This is a genomic window from Enterobacter sp. LU1 (assembly GCF_008271405.2).
GTDB classification, from domain to species: domain Bacteria; phylum Pseudomonadota; class Gammaproteobacteria; order Enterobacterales; family Enterobacteriaceae; genus Enterobacter; species Enterobacter hormaechei_C.
The window spans coordinates 1,670,505-1,686,712 of sequence record NZ_CP043438.2; the positions used below are offsets into that span (position 1 = coordinate 1,670,505).

The 16,208-nt window shown below is 57.0% G+C and carries 20 protein-coding genes, 1 tRNA gene, 1 pseudogene and 1 riboswitch; of the genes and pseudogenes, 9 read left to right on the forward strand and 13 right to left on the reverse strand.

Annotated elements, in window-relative coordinates:
- Positions 1-41 precede the first annotated feature (41 nt).
- Entirely contained in the window at positions 42-1,655 is a 1,614-nt protein-coding gene (locus tag FZF21_RS07930) for a mechanosensitive ion channel domain-containing protein (RefSeq protein ID WP_149120985.1), read from the forward strand.
- A gap of 40 nt (positions 1,656-1,695) precedes the next feature.
- Here the strand turns inward: FZF21_RS07930 and FZF21_RS07935 are convergent, their stop codons facing one another.
- Positions 1,696-2,214: a LuxR C-terminal-related transcriptional regulator gene (locus tag FZF21_RS07935; protein WP_023303404.1), complete on the reverse strand. Its 519-nt coding sequence runs from the start codon at positions 2,212-2,214 to the stop codon at positions 1,696-1,698.
- A gap of 254 nt (positions 2,215-2,468) precedes the next feature.
- Here FZF21_RS07935 and FZF21_RS07940 point away from each other — a divergent pair.
- Positions 2,469-2,556 (forward strand) — tRNA-Ser (locus FZF21_RS07940).
- 42 nt (positions 2,557-2,598) lie between these two features.
- On the opposite strand, the gene FZF21_RS07945 is transcribed toward FZF21_RS07940, so the two are convergent.
- Entirely contained in the window at positions 2,599-3,600 is a 1,002-nt protein-coding gene (locus FZF21_RS07945) for a magnesium transporter (protein WP_015570882.1), read from the reverse strand.
- A gap of 60 nt (positions 3,601-3,660) precedes the next feature.
- Positions 3,661-3,830, reverse strand: a riboswitch (M-box (ykoK) riboswitch).
- Between the two features lie 159 nt (positions 3,831-3,989).
- Here FZF21_RS07945 and FZF21_RS07950 point away from each other — a divergent pair.
- Positions 3,990-4,493: a DedA family protein gene (locus FZF21_RS07950; protein ID WP_017384781.1), complete on the forward strand. Its 504-nt coding sequence runs from the start codon at positions 3,990-3,992 to the stop codon at positions 4,491-4,493.
- A gap of 1 nt (position 4,494) precedes the next feature.
- On the opposite strand, the gene FZF21_RS07955 is transcribed toward FZF21_RS07950, so the two are convergent.
- Positions 4,495-5,244: an SDR family oxidoreductase gene (locus FZF21_RS07955; protein ID WP_017384780.1), complete on the reverse strand. Its 750-nt coding sequence runs from the start codon at positions 5,242-5,244 to the stop codon at positions 4,495-4,497.
- Between the two features lie 100 nt (positions 5,245-5,344).
- Between FZF21_RS07955 and FZF21_RS07960 the strand changes: the two genes are divergently transcribed.
- Positions 5,345-5,704 (forward strand): helix-turn-helix domain-containing protein, encoded by a 360-nt coding sequence (locus FZF21_RS07960; protein ID WP_017384779.1) that lies wholly within the window; start codon positions 5,345-5,347, stop codon positions 5,702-5,704.
- A 78-nt stretch (positions 5,705-5,782) separates the two neighbouring features.
- Here FZF21_RS07960 and FZF21_RS22185 read toward each other — a convergent pair.
- Positions 5,783-5,878 (reverse strand): annotated as a pseudogene (locus FZF21_RS22185) (transcriptional regulator); the annotation flags it as partial.
- 152 nt (positions 5,879-6,030) lie between these two features.
- On the opposite strand from FZF21_RS22185, the gene agp reads away from it, so the two are divergent.
- On the forward strand, positions 6,031-7,272 hold the full coding sequence (agp, locus tag FZF21_RS07970) for a bifunctional glucose-1-phosphatase/inositol phosphatase (protein ID WP_045333952.1): 1,242 nt from the start codon (positions 6,031-6,033) through the stop codon (positions 7,270-7,272).
- 32 nt (positions 7,273-7,304) lie between these two features.
- On the opposite strand, the gene FZF21_RS07975 is transcribed toward agp, so the two are convergent.
- On the reverse strand, positions 7,305-7,532 hold the full coding sequence (locus tag FZF21_RS07975) for a YccJ family protein (protein WP_006809324.1): 228 nt from the start codon (positions 7,530-7,532) through the stop codon (positions 7,305-7,307).
- An 18-nt stretch (positions 7,533-7,550) separates the two neighbouring features.
- Positions 7,551-8,147 carry an NAD(P)H:quinone oxidoreductase gene (gene wrbA / locus FZF21_RS07980; protein WP_006809323.1) on the reverse strand — a complete coding sequence of 199 codons (597 nt, stop codon included), beginning with the start codon at positions 8,145-8,147 and terminating at the stop codon, positions 7,551-7,553.
- 391 nt (positions 8,148-8,538) lie between these two features.
- On the opposite strand from wrbA, the gene FZF21_RS07985 reads away from it, so the two are divergent.
- The 4 genes from FZF21_RS07985 to FZF21_RS08000 all read left to right on the forward strand — a co-directional run bounded on the left by FZF21_RS07985 (position 8,539) and on the right by FZF21_RS08000 (position 10,602).
- Entirely contained in the window at positions 8,539-8,709 is a 171-nt protein-coding gene (locus tag FZF21_RS07985) for a general stress protein (protein ID WP_001273664.1), read from the forward strand.
- A gap of 116 nt (positions 8,710-8,825) precedes the next feature.
- A complete protein-coding gene (locus FZF21_RS07990; RefSeq protein WP_032653183.1) occupies positions 8,826-9,731 on the forward strand; it encodes a DMT family transporter in 906 nt (301 codons plus the stop codon).
- A gap of 73 nt (positions 9,732-9,804) precedes the next feature.
- Positions 9,805-10,074, forward strand: coding sequence for a DUF1778 domain-containing protein (locus FZF21_RS07995; protein WP_015570876.1), 270 nt, complete (start codon positions 9,805-9,807; stop codon positions 10,072-10,074).
- A 6-nt stretch (positions 10,075-10,080) separates the two neighbouring features.
- On the forward strand, positions 10,081-10,602 hold the full coding sequence (locus FZF21_RS08000) for a GNAT family N-acetyltransferase (RefSeq protein ID WP_032647926.1): 522 nt from the start codon (positions 10,081-10,083) through the stop codon (positions 10,600-10,602).
- Between the two features lie 58 nt (positions 10,603-10,660).
- Here FZF21_RS08000 and rutG read toward each other — a convergent pair whose 3' ends face one another.
- The 7 genes from rutG to rutA are packed head-to-tail and all read right to left on the reverse strand — an operon-like array spanning position 10,661 to position 16,095.
- Positions 10,661-11,983, reverse strand: coding sequence for a pyrimidine utilization transport protein G (gene rutG / locus FZF21_RS08005; RefSeq protein ID WP_032670921.1), 1,323 nt, complete (start codon positions 11,981-11,983; stop codon positions 10,661-10,663).
- Between the two features lie 21 nt (positions 11,984-12,004).
- The gene (gene rutF / locus FZF21_RS08010; protein WP_015570873.1) at positions 12,005-12,496 is read right to left on the reverse strand and encodes an NADH-dependent FMN reductase RutF; all 492 of its coding nucleotides are present in this window, start codon (positions 12,494-12,496) and stop codon (positions 12,005-12,007) included.
- Positions 12,497-12,508: 12 nt separating this feature from the next.
- Positions 12,509-13,099, reverse strand: coding sequence for a malonic semialdehyde reductase (locus FZF21_RS08015; RefSeq protein ID WP_062934089.1), 591 nt, complete (start codon positions 13,097-13,099; stop codon positions 12,509-12,511).
- A gap of 9 nt (positions 13,100-13,108) precedes the next feature.
- Positions 13,109-13,909, reverse strand: coding sequence for a pyrimidine utilization protein D (gene rutD / locus FZF21_RS08020; RefSeq protein WP_023296287.1), 801 nt, complete (start codon positions 13,907-13,909; stop codon positions 13,109-13,111).
- Positions 13,910-13,916: 7 nt separating this feature from the next.
- Positions 13,917-14,303, reverse strand: a complete 387-nt coding sequence (gene rutC / locus FZF21_RS08025; RefSeq protein WP_015570870.1) for a pyrimidine utilization protein C — start codon at positions 14,301-14,303, stop codon at positions 13,917-13,919.
- A gap of 11 nt (positions 14,304-14,314) precedes the next feature.
- Entirely contained in the window at positions 14,315-15,004 is a 690-nt protein-coding gene (gene rutB, locus FZF21_RS08030) for a pyrimidine utilization protein B (RefSeq protein ID WP_023296288.1), read from the reverse strand.
- The gene (gene rutA / locus FZF21_RS08035) at positions 15,004-16,095 is read right to left on the reverse strand and encodes a pyrimidine utilization protein A (protein ID WP_023296289.1); all 1,092 of its coding nucleotides are present in this window, start codon (positions 16,093-16,095) and stop codon (positions 15,004-15,006) included. The genes rutB and rutA overlap by 1 nt, the downstream gene beginning before the upstream one ends.
- Positions 16,096-16,208 lie beyond the last annotated feature (113 nt).

A 16,208-nucleotide genomic window follows, 5' to 3' on the forward strand; every position in this document is an offset into this window, starting at 1 on the left:
TGCCTGAAAAATAACAAGATTTCTGACCTGGGGTAGTAAGGATGAAAAAGATCCTGCTCGCGTTTGCGTTCTGTTTTGCCGCCCTGAGCGGCTTCTCATCGTATGCCGCAGAGCCCCGCCAGGCGCCTACGGAGCAGGAGCGCGCCCGAACGGTCTATATCTTTCATCAGCCCATCGTCATGCTACAGGCGAAATTTGGCCTGACCACGCCGGAAGAGCGCGTTTTACGCATCCGCAACACCCTGCGCAATTTTACCGAGGCGGATGTGCGTGAGCCGCTCAGCATCGTCCCCGTGACCCGCTATAACCAGCAGGGACGGCTGATAGTGATGAACGGTAAACCTGTGATGCTGCTGACCGAAGGGGATTTGGACGAAGGGGACGACCTTACCCTCGATCAGGCCGCACAGCGCGTGCTGGCGCGCATGGAAGCGCAGAGAATGGCGCTGCGCGATCAATACGATACCGGCTGGCTGGCGCTGTCTACGGTAAAAACTGCCGCTGGCCTGCTGGGGCTGTTGCTGCTCTGCTATGGCGCGTGGCGTTCCTGGCGCTGGTTCCGGCGCGTCTACCGTCGGCGTATTGTGGAGAATCGCAGCCGGGTGCCGCAAAGCTGGCGGCGATACATTGGCGCCATTGAGATTCGGCTTTACGCCTTGCTGATGTTCCTGCTGGGGCTGATCGGCTTTTACGTCTGGCTGAGCTGGGCGTTCAGTCTGTTTCCGTGGACGCGGGTGTGGGGCACGTCGCTGGGAGACTGGACGCTTCGCGTGGTGCAGCAAATCGCCCTGGCGATTGTCTCGGCCTTGCCGGGGCTGACGATTGTGCTGATCATTTTCCTCATTACCGCATTTATTCTGAAGCTTCTCAGGATGGTGCTCAATCAGGTGGAGGCATGTCGTCTGCAACTTCCCGGCGTACATCCGGAAACCGTGGGGGCTACCCGTAAGCTCATTTCCGTTGCCGTCTGGCTATTTGCTCTCTCCGCCGCCTGGCCGTTTCTTCCCGGTGCGAACTCGCTGGCGTTTAAAGGTATTAGCGTCTTCTTTGGCCTGATGTTAACGCTGGGCTCGGCAGGGGTGATGAACCATGCCATGAGCGGTCTGGTCCTGATTTACTCCCGCGCTCTGCGCAAAGGCGATGTCATTCGGGTGGCGGATAACGAAGGCAAGGTCAGTGAAATTGGCATGCTGGCGACCAAAATTATTACCCGGGAAAATTATGTCGTTACCGTGCCCAACGCGGTGGTGGTGAGCGGTAAGATCACCAATCTGAGCGCGCTACAGCCCGATGGCAGCCTCAATCTGACGGCCAGCGTCACGATCGGTTATGACACCCCATGGCGTCAGGTGCATGCCATGCTGGAGCTGGCCGCGAAACGGGCAAAAGGGATTGACCTTTCCGAGCCGCCGCTGGTACGCCAGTTAGGGTTAATGGACTGGTATATCGCTTACGAATTGCAGGTCCGTCTGCTGCCCGAACAGTCCCTCGCGGTTGCCCGCAATGAACTGCATAGCCAGATACAGGATGTGTTTAACGAATTTAACGTGCAGATCATGTCCCCGAATTTTGTTATGCAGCCAGAGGGCAGCGTAATGGTTGCCAAAGAGAACTGGTATACCGCGCCAGCCAAACCCCCTCAGGGCGAAACGTGACGGCCCGGTTTTTCCGTGGCAAGGCAAAATGTCACAGCTTTTAATCGACGATCGCCGATTTTACACGGGTCATCGCCAGAATGTTTTTTGAGCGCATATTTAATTTCTCGAGGATCCTCACGCGGTAGGTGCTGGTCGTTTTTTGTGACAATTGCAGCTTTTTCGCGATCTCATGGTTTTCCAAATGAAACAGCTTCAGCACGTCATATTCGCGTCGCGTAAAGGAGTGTGTTCTGAGCGCCCGGTAAAAGCGCATCAGCTGCTGAAAAGGGTGAGCAGTAAAATGCATCGACGAATAGATAATATTATCGATTCTCACTGCGCGGTTGGCTTCTATCTCATGCATCAGGACAATGTAATCACGCTTAACTTTTTTGACCTGCCGAATGGTTTTATTGCGTAACTTATCCTGTTCAATCGCAATGATAAAATCCATCGCCTGATCGACCCCATCAAGATCGTGAATATCCGCGTCATCGCGAATCAAATGGGTTGATGTCAGGGAGCTTGATACACCCTGGCAAAGGTAGTAGTTATCACTGATAAATAAAAAATTCATAATCGTCGTTAAATAAAGTCATGGCTAATCTCTTATCGCAGTGATCCACGGTTAATGGGTGTTGTACGAAAAAGAGTCTAAATGACCACCTGCGAATCTAATAAACGTTATGAATGTAAAAATAAATGTTTACATTTTAGCCAGCCGATGACGAAGAAATCAGCGGGGCGGAAGGGGAGGACGGAAGACGTGTAATGTTATGCAATTTCGTGCTTTACATCATGCTCAGAGATGTTTATAGTGCGCCTCACTTTGGAAGCGTGGCCGAGCGGTTGAAGGCACCGGTCTTGAAAACCGGCGACCCGAAAGGGTTCTAGAGTTCGAATCTCTACGCTTCCGCCAAATTCGAAAACCCTGCGATAGCAATATCGCAGGGTTTTTTCGTTATTCCAGCCCCAGCGTATACTGCGCGATTTTGAAGTAGATAATCAGCCCGGTCCCGTCGATTAGCGTGGCGATAAACGGTGCGGAGACCACCGCCGGATCGATTTTGCAGCGTTTCAGTACCATCGGGATCACCGACGAGACGATGGCGCTCCACAGCGTAATGCAGACCAGCGTCAGGCTGACGATGAGCGTGATTTCCATCCCAATACCCATCATCCAGGCGCGAACGCAGCCCGCCAGACCCAGCGTGGCGGCAATCATTAACGAGGTGCTGATCTCTTTGCGCAGCACGCGACCCACATCGCGAAGGTGGACTTCACCCAGCGCCATGGCGCGCACCAGCGTCGAGGTGATCTGCGTCCCGCTGTTTCCGCCGGTGCCAATCAGCAGCGGAATAAAGAACGCCAGCGCGATGGCAGATTCCAGCGCCTCTTCAAAATGCTGGATCACCGAACTGGTATACGCTTCCGCAACAAACAGCAGCAGCAGCCAGACGGAGCGTTTCTTCCACAGGCTGAAGGCGCTGGTTTCCAGATAGGGCTTCTCCAGCGGCAGCGTCGCCCCCTGAAGCTGGGCATCTTCAGTAACGTCATCTTCCAGCAGATGGGCGATTTCACGCTCGGTAAGGCAGCCCACCAGCTTGCCGTGGGTCACCACCGGCACCACATCCGCACCCGCGTGCGCCAGCAGCCCGGCGACATCCGCCCGCTCATCTTCCGGTTTGAGCTGAATAAAATCCGATATCATCAACCCCTTAACAGGCTGCACGGTGTCCGTGGCCTGCAATAATTTGCGTACGGCGATTAAACCCGCGAGGCGACCGTTATCTTCGATAAAAATATGCGACGGAATATCATCATCTTTTAATTTTTCAAAGAACTGCTCGCGTGCCAGAGCTACGCATAATGAAATATCGATAACGATAAAATCGGTATTCATATATTGCGCGATGGCGCTGTCATTAAAAGCCAGGTTTTGGTTGTGAATAGCGTAAGACATAGTAAATTCCCTTTGAATAATAAAATCTCTCAGGGGCGAGCAAGACAGGGCATGTCGGAAAGGAGATCCCCACGTCCTGGGTTCAGCACTGTACACCGTATCCCACAAGGGAAGTTATACTGACAAAGCCTTGATTCGACAGTGCCTGTTTTACCCTGTGCCGGTTCTCTCGAACCCACCAGAGCGATAACGTGTATTTGTACAGGAGCCTCGCCATAACGAGATCGTTGTAAAACGAGAGGGATAATACGCCTGTTTAAATTTAGTGCTCAGAAAATTAAATAATGTTTAAGAACGGTTTAGGTAAATCTTATTAATAAAATGTTGAGGGTTTATTTAAGGTTATTCATTTTAAATGGACAATTAAATTATTAGCGGGGGAGGGGAAAATGGCATGGGTTGATAACCTGCTGAATCATTTTGCGCTGTATCCGGCACATCTGTTTGTGCTGTTATTCGTGATGGCGCTGAGCAAATCGACGGTGCTGATCTCCTCCGTGCTGCCGCCTGCGTCGGTGATGCTGCTGGCGGGTATTACCGTCAGCCAGGGGAGCATGCATCCTGCGCTGACGTGGCTCGCCGTAGTGATGGGGGCAACGGCAGGTTCGATGCTGAATTACCATATCGGCCAACTGATGGGGCATACCCGGATGGTCACGCGCTTCACCTCAAAGCATGCCAATAAGTTCCTGCGGGTCCAGCATCAGCTGCAAAAGAACGGGGTCATCGTGCTTTTTACGTCGCGCTTCCTGGCGGTGTTGCGTTACATCGTTCCGCTGGCGGCCGGGATGCTCAGGCTGAACGCCGTCAAGGTCTACGCCGTCAGCCTGCTTTCCGCCTGTGCGTGGGCGGCGCTGTATGTCGGCGCGGTCACCGGCATCAGCGCCTTTTGAATTACAGGCTCCCCATTCCGCCGTCCACCAGCAGTTCCGTTCCCACCGTGTAGCTCGACTCGTCGGAGGCCAGATAGAGTGCGGCTTTTGCCAGCTCGGTCGTCGAGCCCATTCTGCCCAGCGGCACCAGCTTAATGACCTCTGCCATCATCGCGTTAAGCGCCTCGTCGCTTAAGCCCGTTTTCGTAAACGCCGGGGTTTCCACCGGACCGGGACTCAGACCGTTGACGCGGATCCCGCGCGGCAGCAGCTCCGCCGACAGTGTACGCGCCAGCGACAGCAGGGCGGCCTTGCTCGCGGCATACGCGCTGCTGGTGGGCAGGCCGATGCGCGCGCTCACGGAGCCGCAGAGGATCACCGAGGATGGGTTATTCAGCAGCGGCAGCAGCGCCTGAATTAAAAAGAACGGTCCCTTCAGGTTGATGTTCATCAGACGGTCCCAGGCCTCTTCCTGCCAGACTTCCAGCGGCGCGTGCGTTACGTCACCGGCGTTGAGAAAGACCGCATCCAGGCGTGGCCAGCGGGCGGTGAGGGACTCCGCCAGCGCTTTTTGCGACGAAATATCGCCTGCGTCGGTTGGGATCACCCAGGCCTTATCGCCCAGAATGCGCTCTGCTTCGGCGAGGGTATCCGGGTTGCGTCCGGTCACGGCGACGCGCGCCCCTTCGGCGATAAACGCCTGCGCGGTGGCGAGACCGATACCGCTGGTGCCGCCGGTAATCAACGTATACTTATCGGTTAAACGACCCATGTTCTTCTCCTGAAATGTCTCTGGAGAAAGCACTATAGAAACGTTAGTATCGAAAGGAAACCAGGTACCAACTGGATACTAACGAGGCAAGAGGTGTGAAATGGCAGAGCTGCTGGAAGCGTGCTGCGAAAAAAAATCTGAGGCGTATACCTGCCCGATGACGCAGTTTGTGAATCTGATTTCCGGTAAGTGGGCGATCCCCATTCTCTATCGCCTGATTGTGTTCAATACGCCCGTTCGCTTTGGCGATCTGCTGCGTGCCGCTGCCCCCATCACCCAGAAAGAGCTGACGAAGCAGCTGCGCCTGTTTGAGCAGCGCGGTCTGGTGACGCGAACGGTCTACCCGGAGATCCCGCCGCGCGTGGAGTATCAGATCACCGAGCTGGGGCTAACCCTTCAGGACGCACTCTCGCCGCTGGCCGCCTGGATGAGCGAATACGGTGACCAGCTTCAGCGTTAGGCTACTGTTTTACGTAGCGCGGATCCCCGCTTCATCGGTGAGATAGGCCACCAGAATATCGACTGCGACCCCGTAGCGCGCGTCGCGAACAATCAGCAGCGACCACCAGTCGCCGATAATATCCAGCGAACGGGCGACGGGGCAGGTGCTCTCTTCAAGGCGGGTACGTTTCACAGCGAATTCTCCGGTGGGGTATGGTTTTTTCATAAAACTCATCGGCACACGCCGTAAGCACGTTAATCATCAGTTTGAGAAATGCTTCCCGAAAAACCTGTCACGGATCTGTCACACTCAGGGCGACATTAAAAACGTGTGAGGAATTAGGGATGAGAAAAGCACTACTCGCAGTTGCCGTGGCAGGTACCCTTTCCGTGACCTTTGGCGCACAGGCGCAGGACACGCCGGACGGCTATCAGCTGGAACAGGTGCTCATCATGAGCCGCCACAACCTGCGCGCGCCGCTTGCCAATAACGGCAGCGTGCTGGAGCAGTCCACGCCGAAGCAGTGGCCGGAGTGGGACGTCCCGGGTGGACAGCTCACCACCAAAGGTGGCGTACTGGAAGTGTATATGGGTCACTATATGCGCGAGTGGCTGGCAGAGCAGGGGATGGTGAAGACGGGTGAATGCCCGCCAGCGGATACCGTCTATGCCTACGCCAACAGCCTCCAGCGCACCGTGGCGACCGCGCAGTTCTTTATCACCGGCGCGTTCCCCGGGTGCGATGTTCCTGTGCATCACCAGGAAAAAATGGGCACCATGGACCCCACCTTCAATCCGGTCATTACCGATAACTCCCCTGAGTTTCGCGAGAAAGCGCTGAAAGCGATGGAGACGGAACGGCAGAAAATGCAGCTGGATGAAAGCTACAAACTGCTGGAACAGCTGACAAACTACAGCGACTCGCCGTCCTGCAAGGAGAAAAAAGTCTGCTCCCTGACGGAGGCGAAAGATACGTTCAGCGCCGATTATGAAAAAGAACCGGGCGTCTCCGGGCCGCTGAAGGTGGGTAACTCGCTGGTGGATGCGTTCACGCTACAGTATTACGAAGGCTTCCCGACAGACCAGGTGGCCTGGGGGGAAATCAAAACCGATCAGCAGTGGCGCGTGCTGTCGAAGCTGAAAAACGGCTATCAGGACTCGCTGTTTACGTCGACGGAGGTGGCGCAGAACGTGGCTAAACCGCTGGTGAAGTACATTGATAAAGCGCTGGTGACCGAACAGGCAAAAGCGCCAAAAATCACCCTGTTGGTGGGGCACGACTCTAACATCGCCTCGCTGCTGACCGCGCTGGACTTCAGGCCTTATCAGCTGCACGACCAGCAGGAACGAACCCCGATTGGCGGTAAAATTGTCTTCCAGCGCTGGCATGACAAAAACACTAATCAGGAGCTGATGAAAATTGAGTATGTCTACCAGAGTTCAGATCAACTGCGTAACGCCAGCGTACTGTCGCTGCAATCCCCTGCGCAGCGCGTGACGCTGGAGCTGAAGGGCTGTCCGGTGGATGGCAACGGCTTCTGTCCTGTCGATAAATTCAATGCGGTGATGAACAACGCGGCGAAATAGAAGATAACCCCCCGCGTGGGCGGGGGGAACGTTCAGACGTTTTTACGTTCGATGGTTTGCTCGCCCCAGAACAGCGAGTCTTTGTCGGTTTTTTCGAAGGCGCGAACCAGCACTTCATCGTTGCCTTCTTCCCAAATCTGCTCAGCCAGCTTTTCGTCATAATTGGCGACTTCAAAGATGGCTTCGGCAATCTCCGGAGAGGTATTGCGTAAACTTGCCCATTCGCCCACGTGGTGAGCTTTGGATTCTTGAGTTGGCATACTTGTCCTCCTGTTGGGTTAGCCGTTCAGTTTTTTGGCAAGACCCGCGACGTATTCACCCTGATAGCGGGCGATTGAAAGTTCTTCATTGCTTGGCTGACGTGAACCATCGCCACCGGCAATGGTGGTCGCACCATACGGTGTCCCGCCACGAACCTGCGAAACATCGAACAGTTCCTGTGCGCCGTAGCCAATCGGCACAATCACCATCCCATGATGGGCAAGAGTAGTCCAGGTGGAGGTGATCGTCTGCTCCTGGCCGCCGCCCGTGCCGGTAGAGCTGAACACGCTGGCCAGCTTGCCGTATAACGCGCCGGAGGCCCAGAGCCCGCCCGTCTGGTCGAGGAAGGTGCGCATCTGGCCGGACATATTGCCGAAGCGGGTCGGGGTGCCGAAGATAATGGCATCATAGTCCGCGAGCTCCTGCGGGGTGGCGACCGGGGCGTTTTGTGTTTTCCCCCCGGCTTTGGCGAAGGCTTCCGCCTGCATGGTTTCCGGTACGCGTTTAACCACGACCTCAACGCCGTCTACTCTGTTTGCGCCTTCTGCTACTGCGTGAGCCATGGTTTCAATGTGTCCATACATGGAATAATAGAGCACCAGAACTTTTGCCATTTTGCATCACTCCTCGTTGGTTTTTCTTACAGCGGATCGCTGCGTTCCTTTAAAGATATGACATCACAGCCAGACTGCAAAAATGAACGGCATTTCTTTGATATATAACAATATCTTTTGGATACGCGCCTTGTAGCAAAATGAAACAACTTTCGCGGCGCGGATTTTTCAAAATATAAGAATGGCTTATGAATGACTTCCCCGATATTTCATACGAAAGGCTGAGATCATGTTGCAGAATATTACCTCTCGCTTGCCGGATAGCCGCATTACACTAAGCTTAGTTTCACGCGGCACAGATAAAGGCACTGCCCTTGAGCCGCGAGGTGAAAGAATCCTCTTTTACTGAATGCAATATGATGTCTAATGTTTCACACTCTGGAGGTTAGAGATGGCAAACCATCGTGGTGGTTCAGGTAATTTCGCTGAAGACCGTGAAAGAGCATCAGAAGCAGGTCGTAAAGGTGGCCAGTCTAGCGGGGGCAACTTCAAAAACGACCCTCAGCGCGCATCAGAGGCTGGTAAAAAAGGGGGTAAAAATAGCCACGGCAGCAACAAGTAGTACGCCGGGTCAACTCCCTGCCGCCGGGTTTCCCGGCGGTTTTTTTATGTCTGCTACATTGAACTGTCATCAAAGGCATCGCACACTACAGGATTGATTCTTCGTGCTGGTGTCCCATGTCCGTTTCCCGTTTTACCTTCTCCATTAAGCCTCAGGAAGCGATCCTGATTTTGATCACCATGTTCTGGGGCGGAACCTTTCTTGCCGTTCAGTACGCGGTCACGATGAGCGATCCGTTTTTCTTCGTGGGGCTGCGCTTTGCAACCGCGGCGATTGCCGTGGCACTTATTTCGCTGAAAACCCTGCGCGGGTTGACCCTGAGAGAGCTTAAAGCGGGTGTCGCCATTGGCGTGGCGATTGCCATGGGCTACAGCCTGCAAACGTGGGGGCTCCAGTCTATCTCCAGCAGTAAATCTGCCTTCATCACCGCCATGTACGTACCGCTGGTGCCGCTGTTGCAGTGGCTGTGCCTCGGCAGAATGCCGGGCCTGATGTCGTGCATTGGCATCGTGCTGGCGTTCATCGGCCTTATTTTATTAGCCGGGCCGGAAAATAATCTGCTGGCGCTGGGGCCGGGGGAGATCATCACTCTGGTGGGGGCCGTTGCCATTGCGGCAGAAATTATTCTGATTAGCGCCTGGGCAGGAAAAGTGGACGTCAAGCGGGTGACGGTGGTGCAGCTTGCCACCGCGTCGCTGGTGGCGTTCGCGACGATGGTGCCGGCAGGGGAGTCTGTCCCGCCGATGTCTACCGGGCTTATCGTCGTGGCGCTGGGGCTGGGCATTTTCAGCGCCATTATCCAGGTCACCATGAACTGGGCGCAGCGCAGCGTATCCCCGACACGGGCGACGGTCATTTATACCGGTGAACCGGTATGGGCGGGTATTTTCGGGCGACTCGCCGGGGAGCGTCTGCCGCTGCTGGCGCTGGTGGGCGCGGCGTTTATTGTTCTCGGCGTGCTGGTGAGTGAGTTAAAGCTCAGAAAGCGTCGGAATGCGGTGAACGATTTAACGGCCGAATAAGCTTTTGATTGAAATAAAGGGCAGGTTTAACTACGATGTGTACGGATGAAAACTGTACATGATAAATGAAACCATGCCAGCACTCAAAAAACAGCGTATCGATCTTCGCCTGTCGGACGAAGACAAAACAATGATTGAAGAAGCGGCGGCGATGACCAACCAAACGATCACCCAGTTTATGGTGAACAGTGCGTCAGAGCGTGCTGCCGAAGTCATCGAACAGCATCGGCGTCTCGTATTAAACGAAGCCTCATGGATTGCCGTTATGGATGCCATCGACAATCCGCCAGAGCCAAATGAACGCCTGAAGCGAGCGGCGAAACGTCTTCGAAACATGGAGTGAAGCGTCGTGGCAAATCTCACGATCGAAATGTTATCAGAGGGAACCGATTACGATTTCGGCGATTTCGATTGTGGTGAACCCTCGCTAAATGCCTTCCTTACCGAGCACCTGATACGTCAGCACGGCGGGCGTATTTTACGCGGCTACCTCCTTAAAGAACGCGACCATCCGCGTGTCCTGGGCTATTACACACTCTCGGGAAGTTGCTTTGAAAAAGCGATGCTTCCTTCAAAGACTCAGCAGCGCCGCATCCCATACAGCAACGTCCCCAGCGTGACGCTGGGGCGTCTGGCTGTCCATAAAGAACTCCAGGGAAACGAGTGGGGAACAACGCTTGTCACACACGCTATGCGCGTTGTTTATCTGGCCTCGCAGGCTGTTGGCGTCCACGGAATTTTTGTGGATGCGCTTAACGAACGGGCCAAACGATTTTATCTGAAGCTGGGGTTTATCCCGCTGGCAGGTGAAAACAGCAGTTCGCTGTTCTTCCCCACGCAATCTATCGAACGACTGTTTGAGCAGGCGTGATCGCTCTTAAGGAACATGCACGTCGGGTAAGGCGTCGCCGTCACCCGACGTGCAGATCTCATGGATCCTGAGTCGCCACGGCGCCCTGCGGCGCGGCAGCCACCCGGCGGCTCAGCAGGGCATTGAGCAGGATCGCGCCGAAGGTCGCCGTGCCAATCCCGCCCACCGTAAATCCGCCCAGCGTCAGGGCGAAATCACCCGCCCCCAACACCAGCGTTACCGCCACCATGATCAGGTTACCGTTCTGGCTCAGATCAACATGATTCTGCACCCAGATACGTGCCCCTGCCACGGCAATCAGACCAAATACCACAATCGAGGCGCCGCCAATCACGGGGGCCGGGATGGTGTGGATCAATGCGCCGAATTTCGGGGAAAAGCCGAGCAGCATCGCCATCACCGCCGCCGCCACGAAGACCAGCGTCGAGTAGACTTTGGTCACAGCCATCACGCCGATGTTTTCCGCGTAGGTCGTCACGCCGCTGCCGCCGACCGAGCCGGAGAGCATGGTCGCCAGACCGTCTCCCACAAACGCCCGCCCCATATACGGATCCATATTGCGCCCGGTCATTCCCGCTACGGCTTTCAGGTGGCCCAGGTTTTCAGCCACCAGAATCACCGCGACAGGCGCGATGAGCATCATCGCCTGAGCGTTAAAGGTGGGTGAGGTCATCTGCGGCAGGCCGAACCAGGCGGCCTGGTGAATCAGTGTGAAATCAACCGGTTTGCCGAGACCGAACACGTTCGCCAGCAGCGCGTAGACCAGACAGGCCGCAATCAGCCCGACCAGGATCAGCAGACGCTGGATCATGCCGCGCGTAAAGACCGCCACCACGCCGATGCACAGCACCGTTATCACCGCCATCCAGCTTTCAAACGGCGAGCCGGATACGCTCTTCACCGCAATCGGCGCGAGGTTCAGGCCTATCGCCATCACCACCGCCCCGGTGACGACGGGGGGCATCATCCGCTCGATCCAGCGCGTGCCGACTTTCATCACCACCAGACCGGTCAGGGTGTAGACCAGCCCACAGGCGATAATGCCGCCGAGGGCCACGCTCAGGTTGGGGTTAATACCCTGACCGTTAAACCCGGTCGCTGCAATGACCACCCCCACGAAGGCGGCGCTGGAGCCCAGATAGCTGGGCACACGCCCGCCGGTGACAAAAAAGAACAGCAGGGTACCCATACCCGACATCAAAATGGCGAGGTTAGGATCCAGCCCCATCAGCATGGGCATCAGCACCGTCGCACCAAACATCGCGACCGCATGCTGCACGCCCATCACCATGGTCTGCCCGAGCGGGAGCCTTTCATCCGGCGCGACCACGCCTTCTTCTGTGGAGGTCGATTTCAACTGCCAGTGGGGAAGTCCGAACATGATCTGTCTCCTGAATGCGGATTAACAGGCGGGTCGCATAAGTGCGTGATAGCCGCGGTCGAACCACACCAGCCCTTGCGGCGCCGGGTGGCGTACAATGGATACGATGTCGCAAAACAGAATGTCGTGAGTGCCAACGCTCACCACCTGGCTGATGCGGCAGTCGAACGAGGCCAGCGCATTTTCCAGACGCGGGCAGCCCGTGTCGCCTGTCTGCCAGCGGGCAGCGGCAAAGCGGTCCGCCATCGGCGTTTTTCCGCCAAACAGGTTGGATAAAGGCTCCTGTCCGGCACTCAGCGTGTTAACGCACAGGGTGCGGTTCTCGCTGAAAATCGGCCAGACCGACGCGCCGCGGTTCAGGCACACCAGCAGGGTAGGCGGGGAATCCGTGACGCTGCATACCGCGCTGGCGGTGAAGCCCGCCAGGCCTGCCGGGCCGTCGGTGGTAATGATATTGACCGCTGCGCCGACGCAGGCCATAGCGTCGCGAAAGGTTTGTTTATCCGGTGTCATCACGTTCGCTCCTTACGCCAGCCCGCAGGCATCGTCAAAGGCCAGACGCGGCAGGCGTCCGTAAAGTTTGCTCATATCGCCATAGCCGATGTTAATCAGCAGATTGCTTTTGAGTAGCGTGCCCGTGAAAAAGGCCGCGTCCACTTTTTCCCGGTCAAAACCCGACATCGGCCCGGTGTCCAGCCCGAGCGCGCGGCAGGCGAAAATCAGGTACGCGGCCTGCATTGAGCTGTTGCGAAAGGCGGTCTCTTCCGCCAGCGCGGGGCTGGAGGTAAACCAGCTTCTGGCATCGCCGTGTGGGAACAGTTCAGGCAGGCGCTCATAAAACTCGCTGTCCCAGGCGACAATCGCCGTGACCGGGGCAGTGAGCGTTTTCTCAAGGTTGCCGCTGGAGAGCGCCGGGCGCAGCTTCTCTTTTCCTTCCGGGCTTCGCACAAACACAATGCGCGCCGGGGAGCAGTTGGCGGACGTCGGCCCCCATTTCATCAGGTCATAAATCTCGCGCAGCGTCTCGTCACTGACCGGTATATCCAGCCAGCCGTTATGGGTACGTGCGCCGGTAAACAGCGTTTCCAGCGCGGCGGGCGTGATGGCTTCGCTCATTCAAGCTCCTTACAAAGCGGGTTCTGGGCTGTGCAGCAGGCTGGCAAGCCCGTTCAGCAGCAGAGTGTTAAAGATGTCCGGCGCGGTCACATTGCAGGCATGCCCGCCCTGGCGCATGACCGTTTTGCGGGCGTGCGGGAGGGCGGCGTGCAGTTCAGCGGAGCAGACGGACGGCACCAGCAGATCGTCGGTGGAACAGATAATCTGTACGGGGCAGCGAACGCGTGCAGCGTGGCGGCTGAAATCGGCCTGTTTCAGGGCATGCAGCCTGCGCAGCAGATTGGCTTTGCCCTGAAAATGGGCCAGCGCCAGCGCGTGCTCGGCCTCCAGCCGCGGGGCGCGGGCGGCCATCCAGTCTGCCGGGTAGAGGAACAACGGCTGTGCCTCTACCCACGCCTGCGCGCCGCCCGCATGCAGCAGACGTTCGCGAACGTCAAAACAGCGGCGGGTATGGGCATTGAGGGTCAGCCAGCCGTTGACGCAGACCAGCGCGGTGAGGGCGTCGGGCTTATCGATGGCCAGCCGCAGGCCGACCAGCGCCCCCAGCGCGTGGCCGACCACGCAGTAACGGGCGATCCCGGCCTCGGCTAACGCCAGCGCAAGCTCGTCGGCCATGTGTGCGAGGGTGTAGTCTTCCGGCAGGGTATCCGGGTTATTCCCCGTGCCCCGCTGGTCGTAGCACACCACCTGATACTCCTGCCCCAGCACGGCGAGCTGGGGCAGCCAGTAGCTGCCGCTGCCGCCGAGCCCGGCAATCAGCACCACCACGGGCGCGCCCGCAAAGGGGGGCGGTGAAATGGACAGTTTCATGGCCGCCTCACTTCGCGATGTGCGCAACGGTGGCAATTTCAACCAGCGCTTCGGGCTTTACCAGCCCGCACTGGATGCAAAACCGCGCCGGTTTATCGCCGGGGAAAAACTCCGCGTAGATTTCGTTAATCGCGGCGTAGTTTTTCCAGTCGGTGATAAAGATGCTGTTGAAGGTCACGTCCTCCATAGTGCCACCCGCCGTTTCGATCACGGTTTTGATCGTCTCCAGCACGTGGCGGGTTTGCGCCTTTGGGTCATCGATAAACACCACGTTGTTGTCTTTATCAAACGGCAGCGTGCCCGATACATACACCACGCCGTCGGCGAGGGTGCCGGGCACAAACGGGGCAATCGGGGTGCTGGTGCCCGGCGGAATAATCACGGATTTCGGCATAGCGGTTCTCCTCAGGCGATGCGGGCGAGCGGGGGATCCAGCGCGTCGCAGAAATCATTGACGTTACTGACCCAGCCAAAAAAGGTTTCGATATTGAACAGGGCGGCTTTCTGGGCAAAATCCGGCCCGGCCTGATGGGTGGCATCCTCCAGTACCACCCCAAAATACTCGAGGAAAAAGCCGTCGCGCAGGGTCGACTCCACGCACACGTTGGTGGCGATGCCGGTGAACACCAGATGACGAATGCCCCGGCTGCGCAGCAGGCTGTCGAGCGGGGTATTGAAAAAGCCGCTGTAGCGCGGTTTCGGCAGCACGATATCGCCGGCCTCCGGTACCAGCTCATCCACCAGCTGATAATCCCAGCCGCCTTTCGCCAGCAGCGTGCCCTGGAGTTCGGGCCGTTGGCGCATGGTTTTCAGGGCGTTGGATTTGTGAAAGTTGGGTGAGCCGGGACCGCCAGCCTCGACGTACTGGTCGTCCCAGCCGTTCTGGAACCAGACGATCAGCATGCCCGCAGCACGTGCGGCGCTCACGGCGGTTTTGATGTTCTCAATCACCGGCTGCGTGGTGGAGACGTCAAACCCGGCCAGATCCAGATACCCGCCTTTACTGGCATAGGCGTTTTGCATATCCACCACGATCAGCGCGCTGCGCTGCGCGTCTAAGGTAATGGCTTCCGGGCGAGCGTTGAGGGTCGTCATTACGCCACCTCCTTCGTCACGGCAGGGATGTGGGCGCGGCACTGCATCAGCGGCTGAATGCGCTCGCCGAAAGTTTCCACGCCGGTGAGAAAATTATCGAAGGTCAGCAGCACGCCTTCGGCGCCGGGCACGGCAGCCACTTCGTCGAGCATTCTGGCCACGCTGGCATACGAGCCAACCAGGGTGCCCATGTTGATATTGACGGCAGACGTCGGGTCGGCCATCTGGCGAACGTTGGTGTCCGCGCCGGAGCGGGTATCCTTCTGGCTCTGCTCGGTAAGCCAGCTCAGCGCTTCGTCATCCGCGCCGTCCTTGTATCGTTCCCATTTGGCGCGCGCGGCGTCGTCGGTTTCGTCGGCAATCACCATAAACAGCACGTAGGAGCCCACGTCGCGCCCGGTTTTGTCGGCGGCCGCTTTCATGCGTGCCGCGGTGGGCGCGAAGGCGGCCGGGGTGTTAACGCCTTTGCCGAAGCAGAAGTTGAAGTCGGCGTATTTCGCCGAGAATTCCATTCCCGCGTCGCTCTGTCCGGCGCATATCACCTTCATCGGCACCGACGGCTGCGGGCTGACGCGGCAGTCGTTCATGGTAAAGAAGTCGCCTTTGAAATCGCTTTTGCCGGTGCCCCATAGATCGCGCAGCACCTGCACATATTCAGTCAGGTAGTCGTAGCGACGGGAGAAGTAATCGTCCCCCGGCCAGATCCCCATCTGCTCGTACTCCGGCTTTTGCCAGCCGGTGACCAGGTTAACGCCAAAGCGCCCGCCGGAGATGGAGTCGATGGTGGAGGCCATCCGCGCCACGATTGCCGGGGGAAGGGTAAGGGTGGCGGCGGTGGCGTAAATCTGGATGCGCGAGGTTACCGCCGCCAGGCCCGCCATCAGGGTGAAAGACTCCAGGTTGTGGTCCCAGAATTCGGTCTTACCGCCGAAACCGCGCAGCTTGATCATCGAGAGCGCAAAGTCGAAGTGGTAGTGCTCCGCTTTCTGCACGATGGCTTTATTCAGCTCAAAGGTCGGCATGTATTGCGGGGCAGTGGTCGAGATAAGCCAGCCGTTGTTGCCGATCGGTACAAATACGCCAATTTTCATCACGAACCTCTCTTCATTACGTCGCAGGTGTCACGATGTTTTTGCAAAGGCAGTGCCAGTTTTGAAAATCGCTTTGTTATTAATGTGTTAAATGATGGTTGTTAAAATTAACA

Coding starts and splice junctions, on each gene's coding strand:
- FZF21_RS07930 (WP_149120985.1), top strand. CDS start 42: ATGAAAAAGATCCTGCTCGCGTTTGCGTTCTGTTTTGCCGCCCTGAGC.
- FZF21_RS07935 (WP_023303404.1), bottom strand. CDS start 2,214: ATGAATTTTTTATTTATCAGTGATAACTACTACCTTTGCCAGGGTGTA.
- FZF21_RS07945 (WP_015570882.1), bottom strand. CDS start 3,600: ATGTCTTACGCTATTCACAACCAAAACCTGGCTTTTAATGACAGCGCC.
- FZF21_RS07950 (WP_017384781.1), top strand. CDS start 3,990: ATGGCATGGGTTGATAACCTGCTGAATCATTTTGCGCTGTATCCGGCA.
- FZF21_RS07955 (WP_017384780.1), bottom strand. CDS start 5,244: ATGGGTCGTTTAACCGATAAGTATACGTTGATTACCGGCGGCACCAGC.
- FZF21_RS07960 (WP_017384779.1), top strand. CDS start 5,345: ATGGCAGAGCTGCTGGAAGCGTGCTGCGAAAAAAAATCTGAGGCGTAT.
- agp (WP_045333952.1), top strand. CDS start 6,031: ATGAGAAAAGCACTACTCGCAGTTGCCGTGGCAGGTACCCTTTCCGTG.
- FZF21_RS07975 (WP_006809324.1), bottom strand. CDS start 7,532: ATGCCAACTCAAGAATCCAAAGCTCACCACGTGGGCGAATGGGCAAGT.
- wrbA (WP_006809323.1), bottom strand. CDS start 8,147: ATGGCAAAAGTTCTGGTGCTCTATTATTCCATGTATGGACACATTGAA.
- FZF21_RS07985 (WP_001273664.1), top strand. CDS start 8,539: ATGGCAAACCATCGTGGTGGTTCAGGTAATTTCGCTGAAGACCGTGAA.
- FZF21_RS07990 (WP_032653183.1), top strand. CDS start 8,826: ATGTCCGTTTCCCGTTTTACCTTCTCCATTAAGCCTCAGGAAGCGATC.
- FZF21_RS07995 (WP_015570876.1), top strand. CDS start 9,805: ATGCCAGCACTCAAAAAACAGCGTATCGATCTTCGCCTGTCGGACGAA.
- rutG (WP_032670921.1), bottom strand. CDS start 11,983: ATGTTCGGACTTCCCCACTGGCAGTTGAAATCGACCTCCACAGAAGAA.
- rutF (WP_015570873.1), bottom strand. CDS start 12,496: ATGACACCGGATAAACAAACCTTTCGCGACGCTATGGCCTGCGTCGGC.
- FZF21_RS08015 (WP_062934089.1), bottom strand. CDS start 13,099: ATGAGCGAAGCCATCACGCCCGCCGCGCTGGAAACGCTGTTTACCGGC.
- rutD (WP_023296287.1), bottom strand. CDS start 13,909: ATGAAACTGTCCATTTCACCGCCCCCCTTTGCGGGCGCGCCCGTGGTG.
- rutC (WP_015570870.1), bottom strand. CDS start 14,303: ATGCCGAAATCCGTGATTATTCCGCCGGGCACCAGCACCCCGATTGCC.
- rutB (WP_023296288.1), bottom strand. CDS start 15,004: ATGACGACCCTCAACGCTCGCCCGGAAGCCATTACCTTAGACGCGCAG.
- rutA (WP_023296289.1), bottom strand. CDS start 16,095: ATGAAAATTGGCGTATTTGTACCGATCGGCAACAACGGCTGGCTTATC.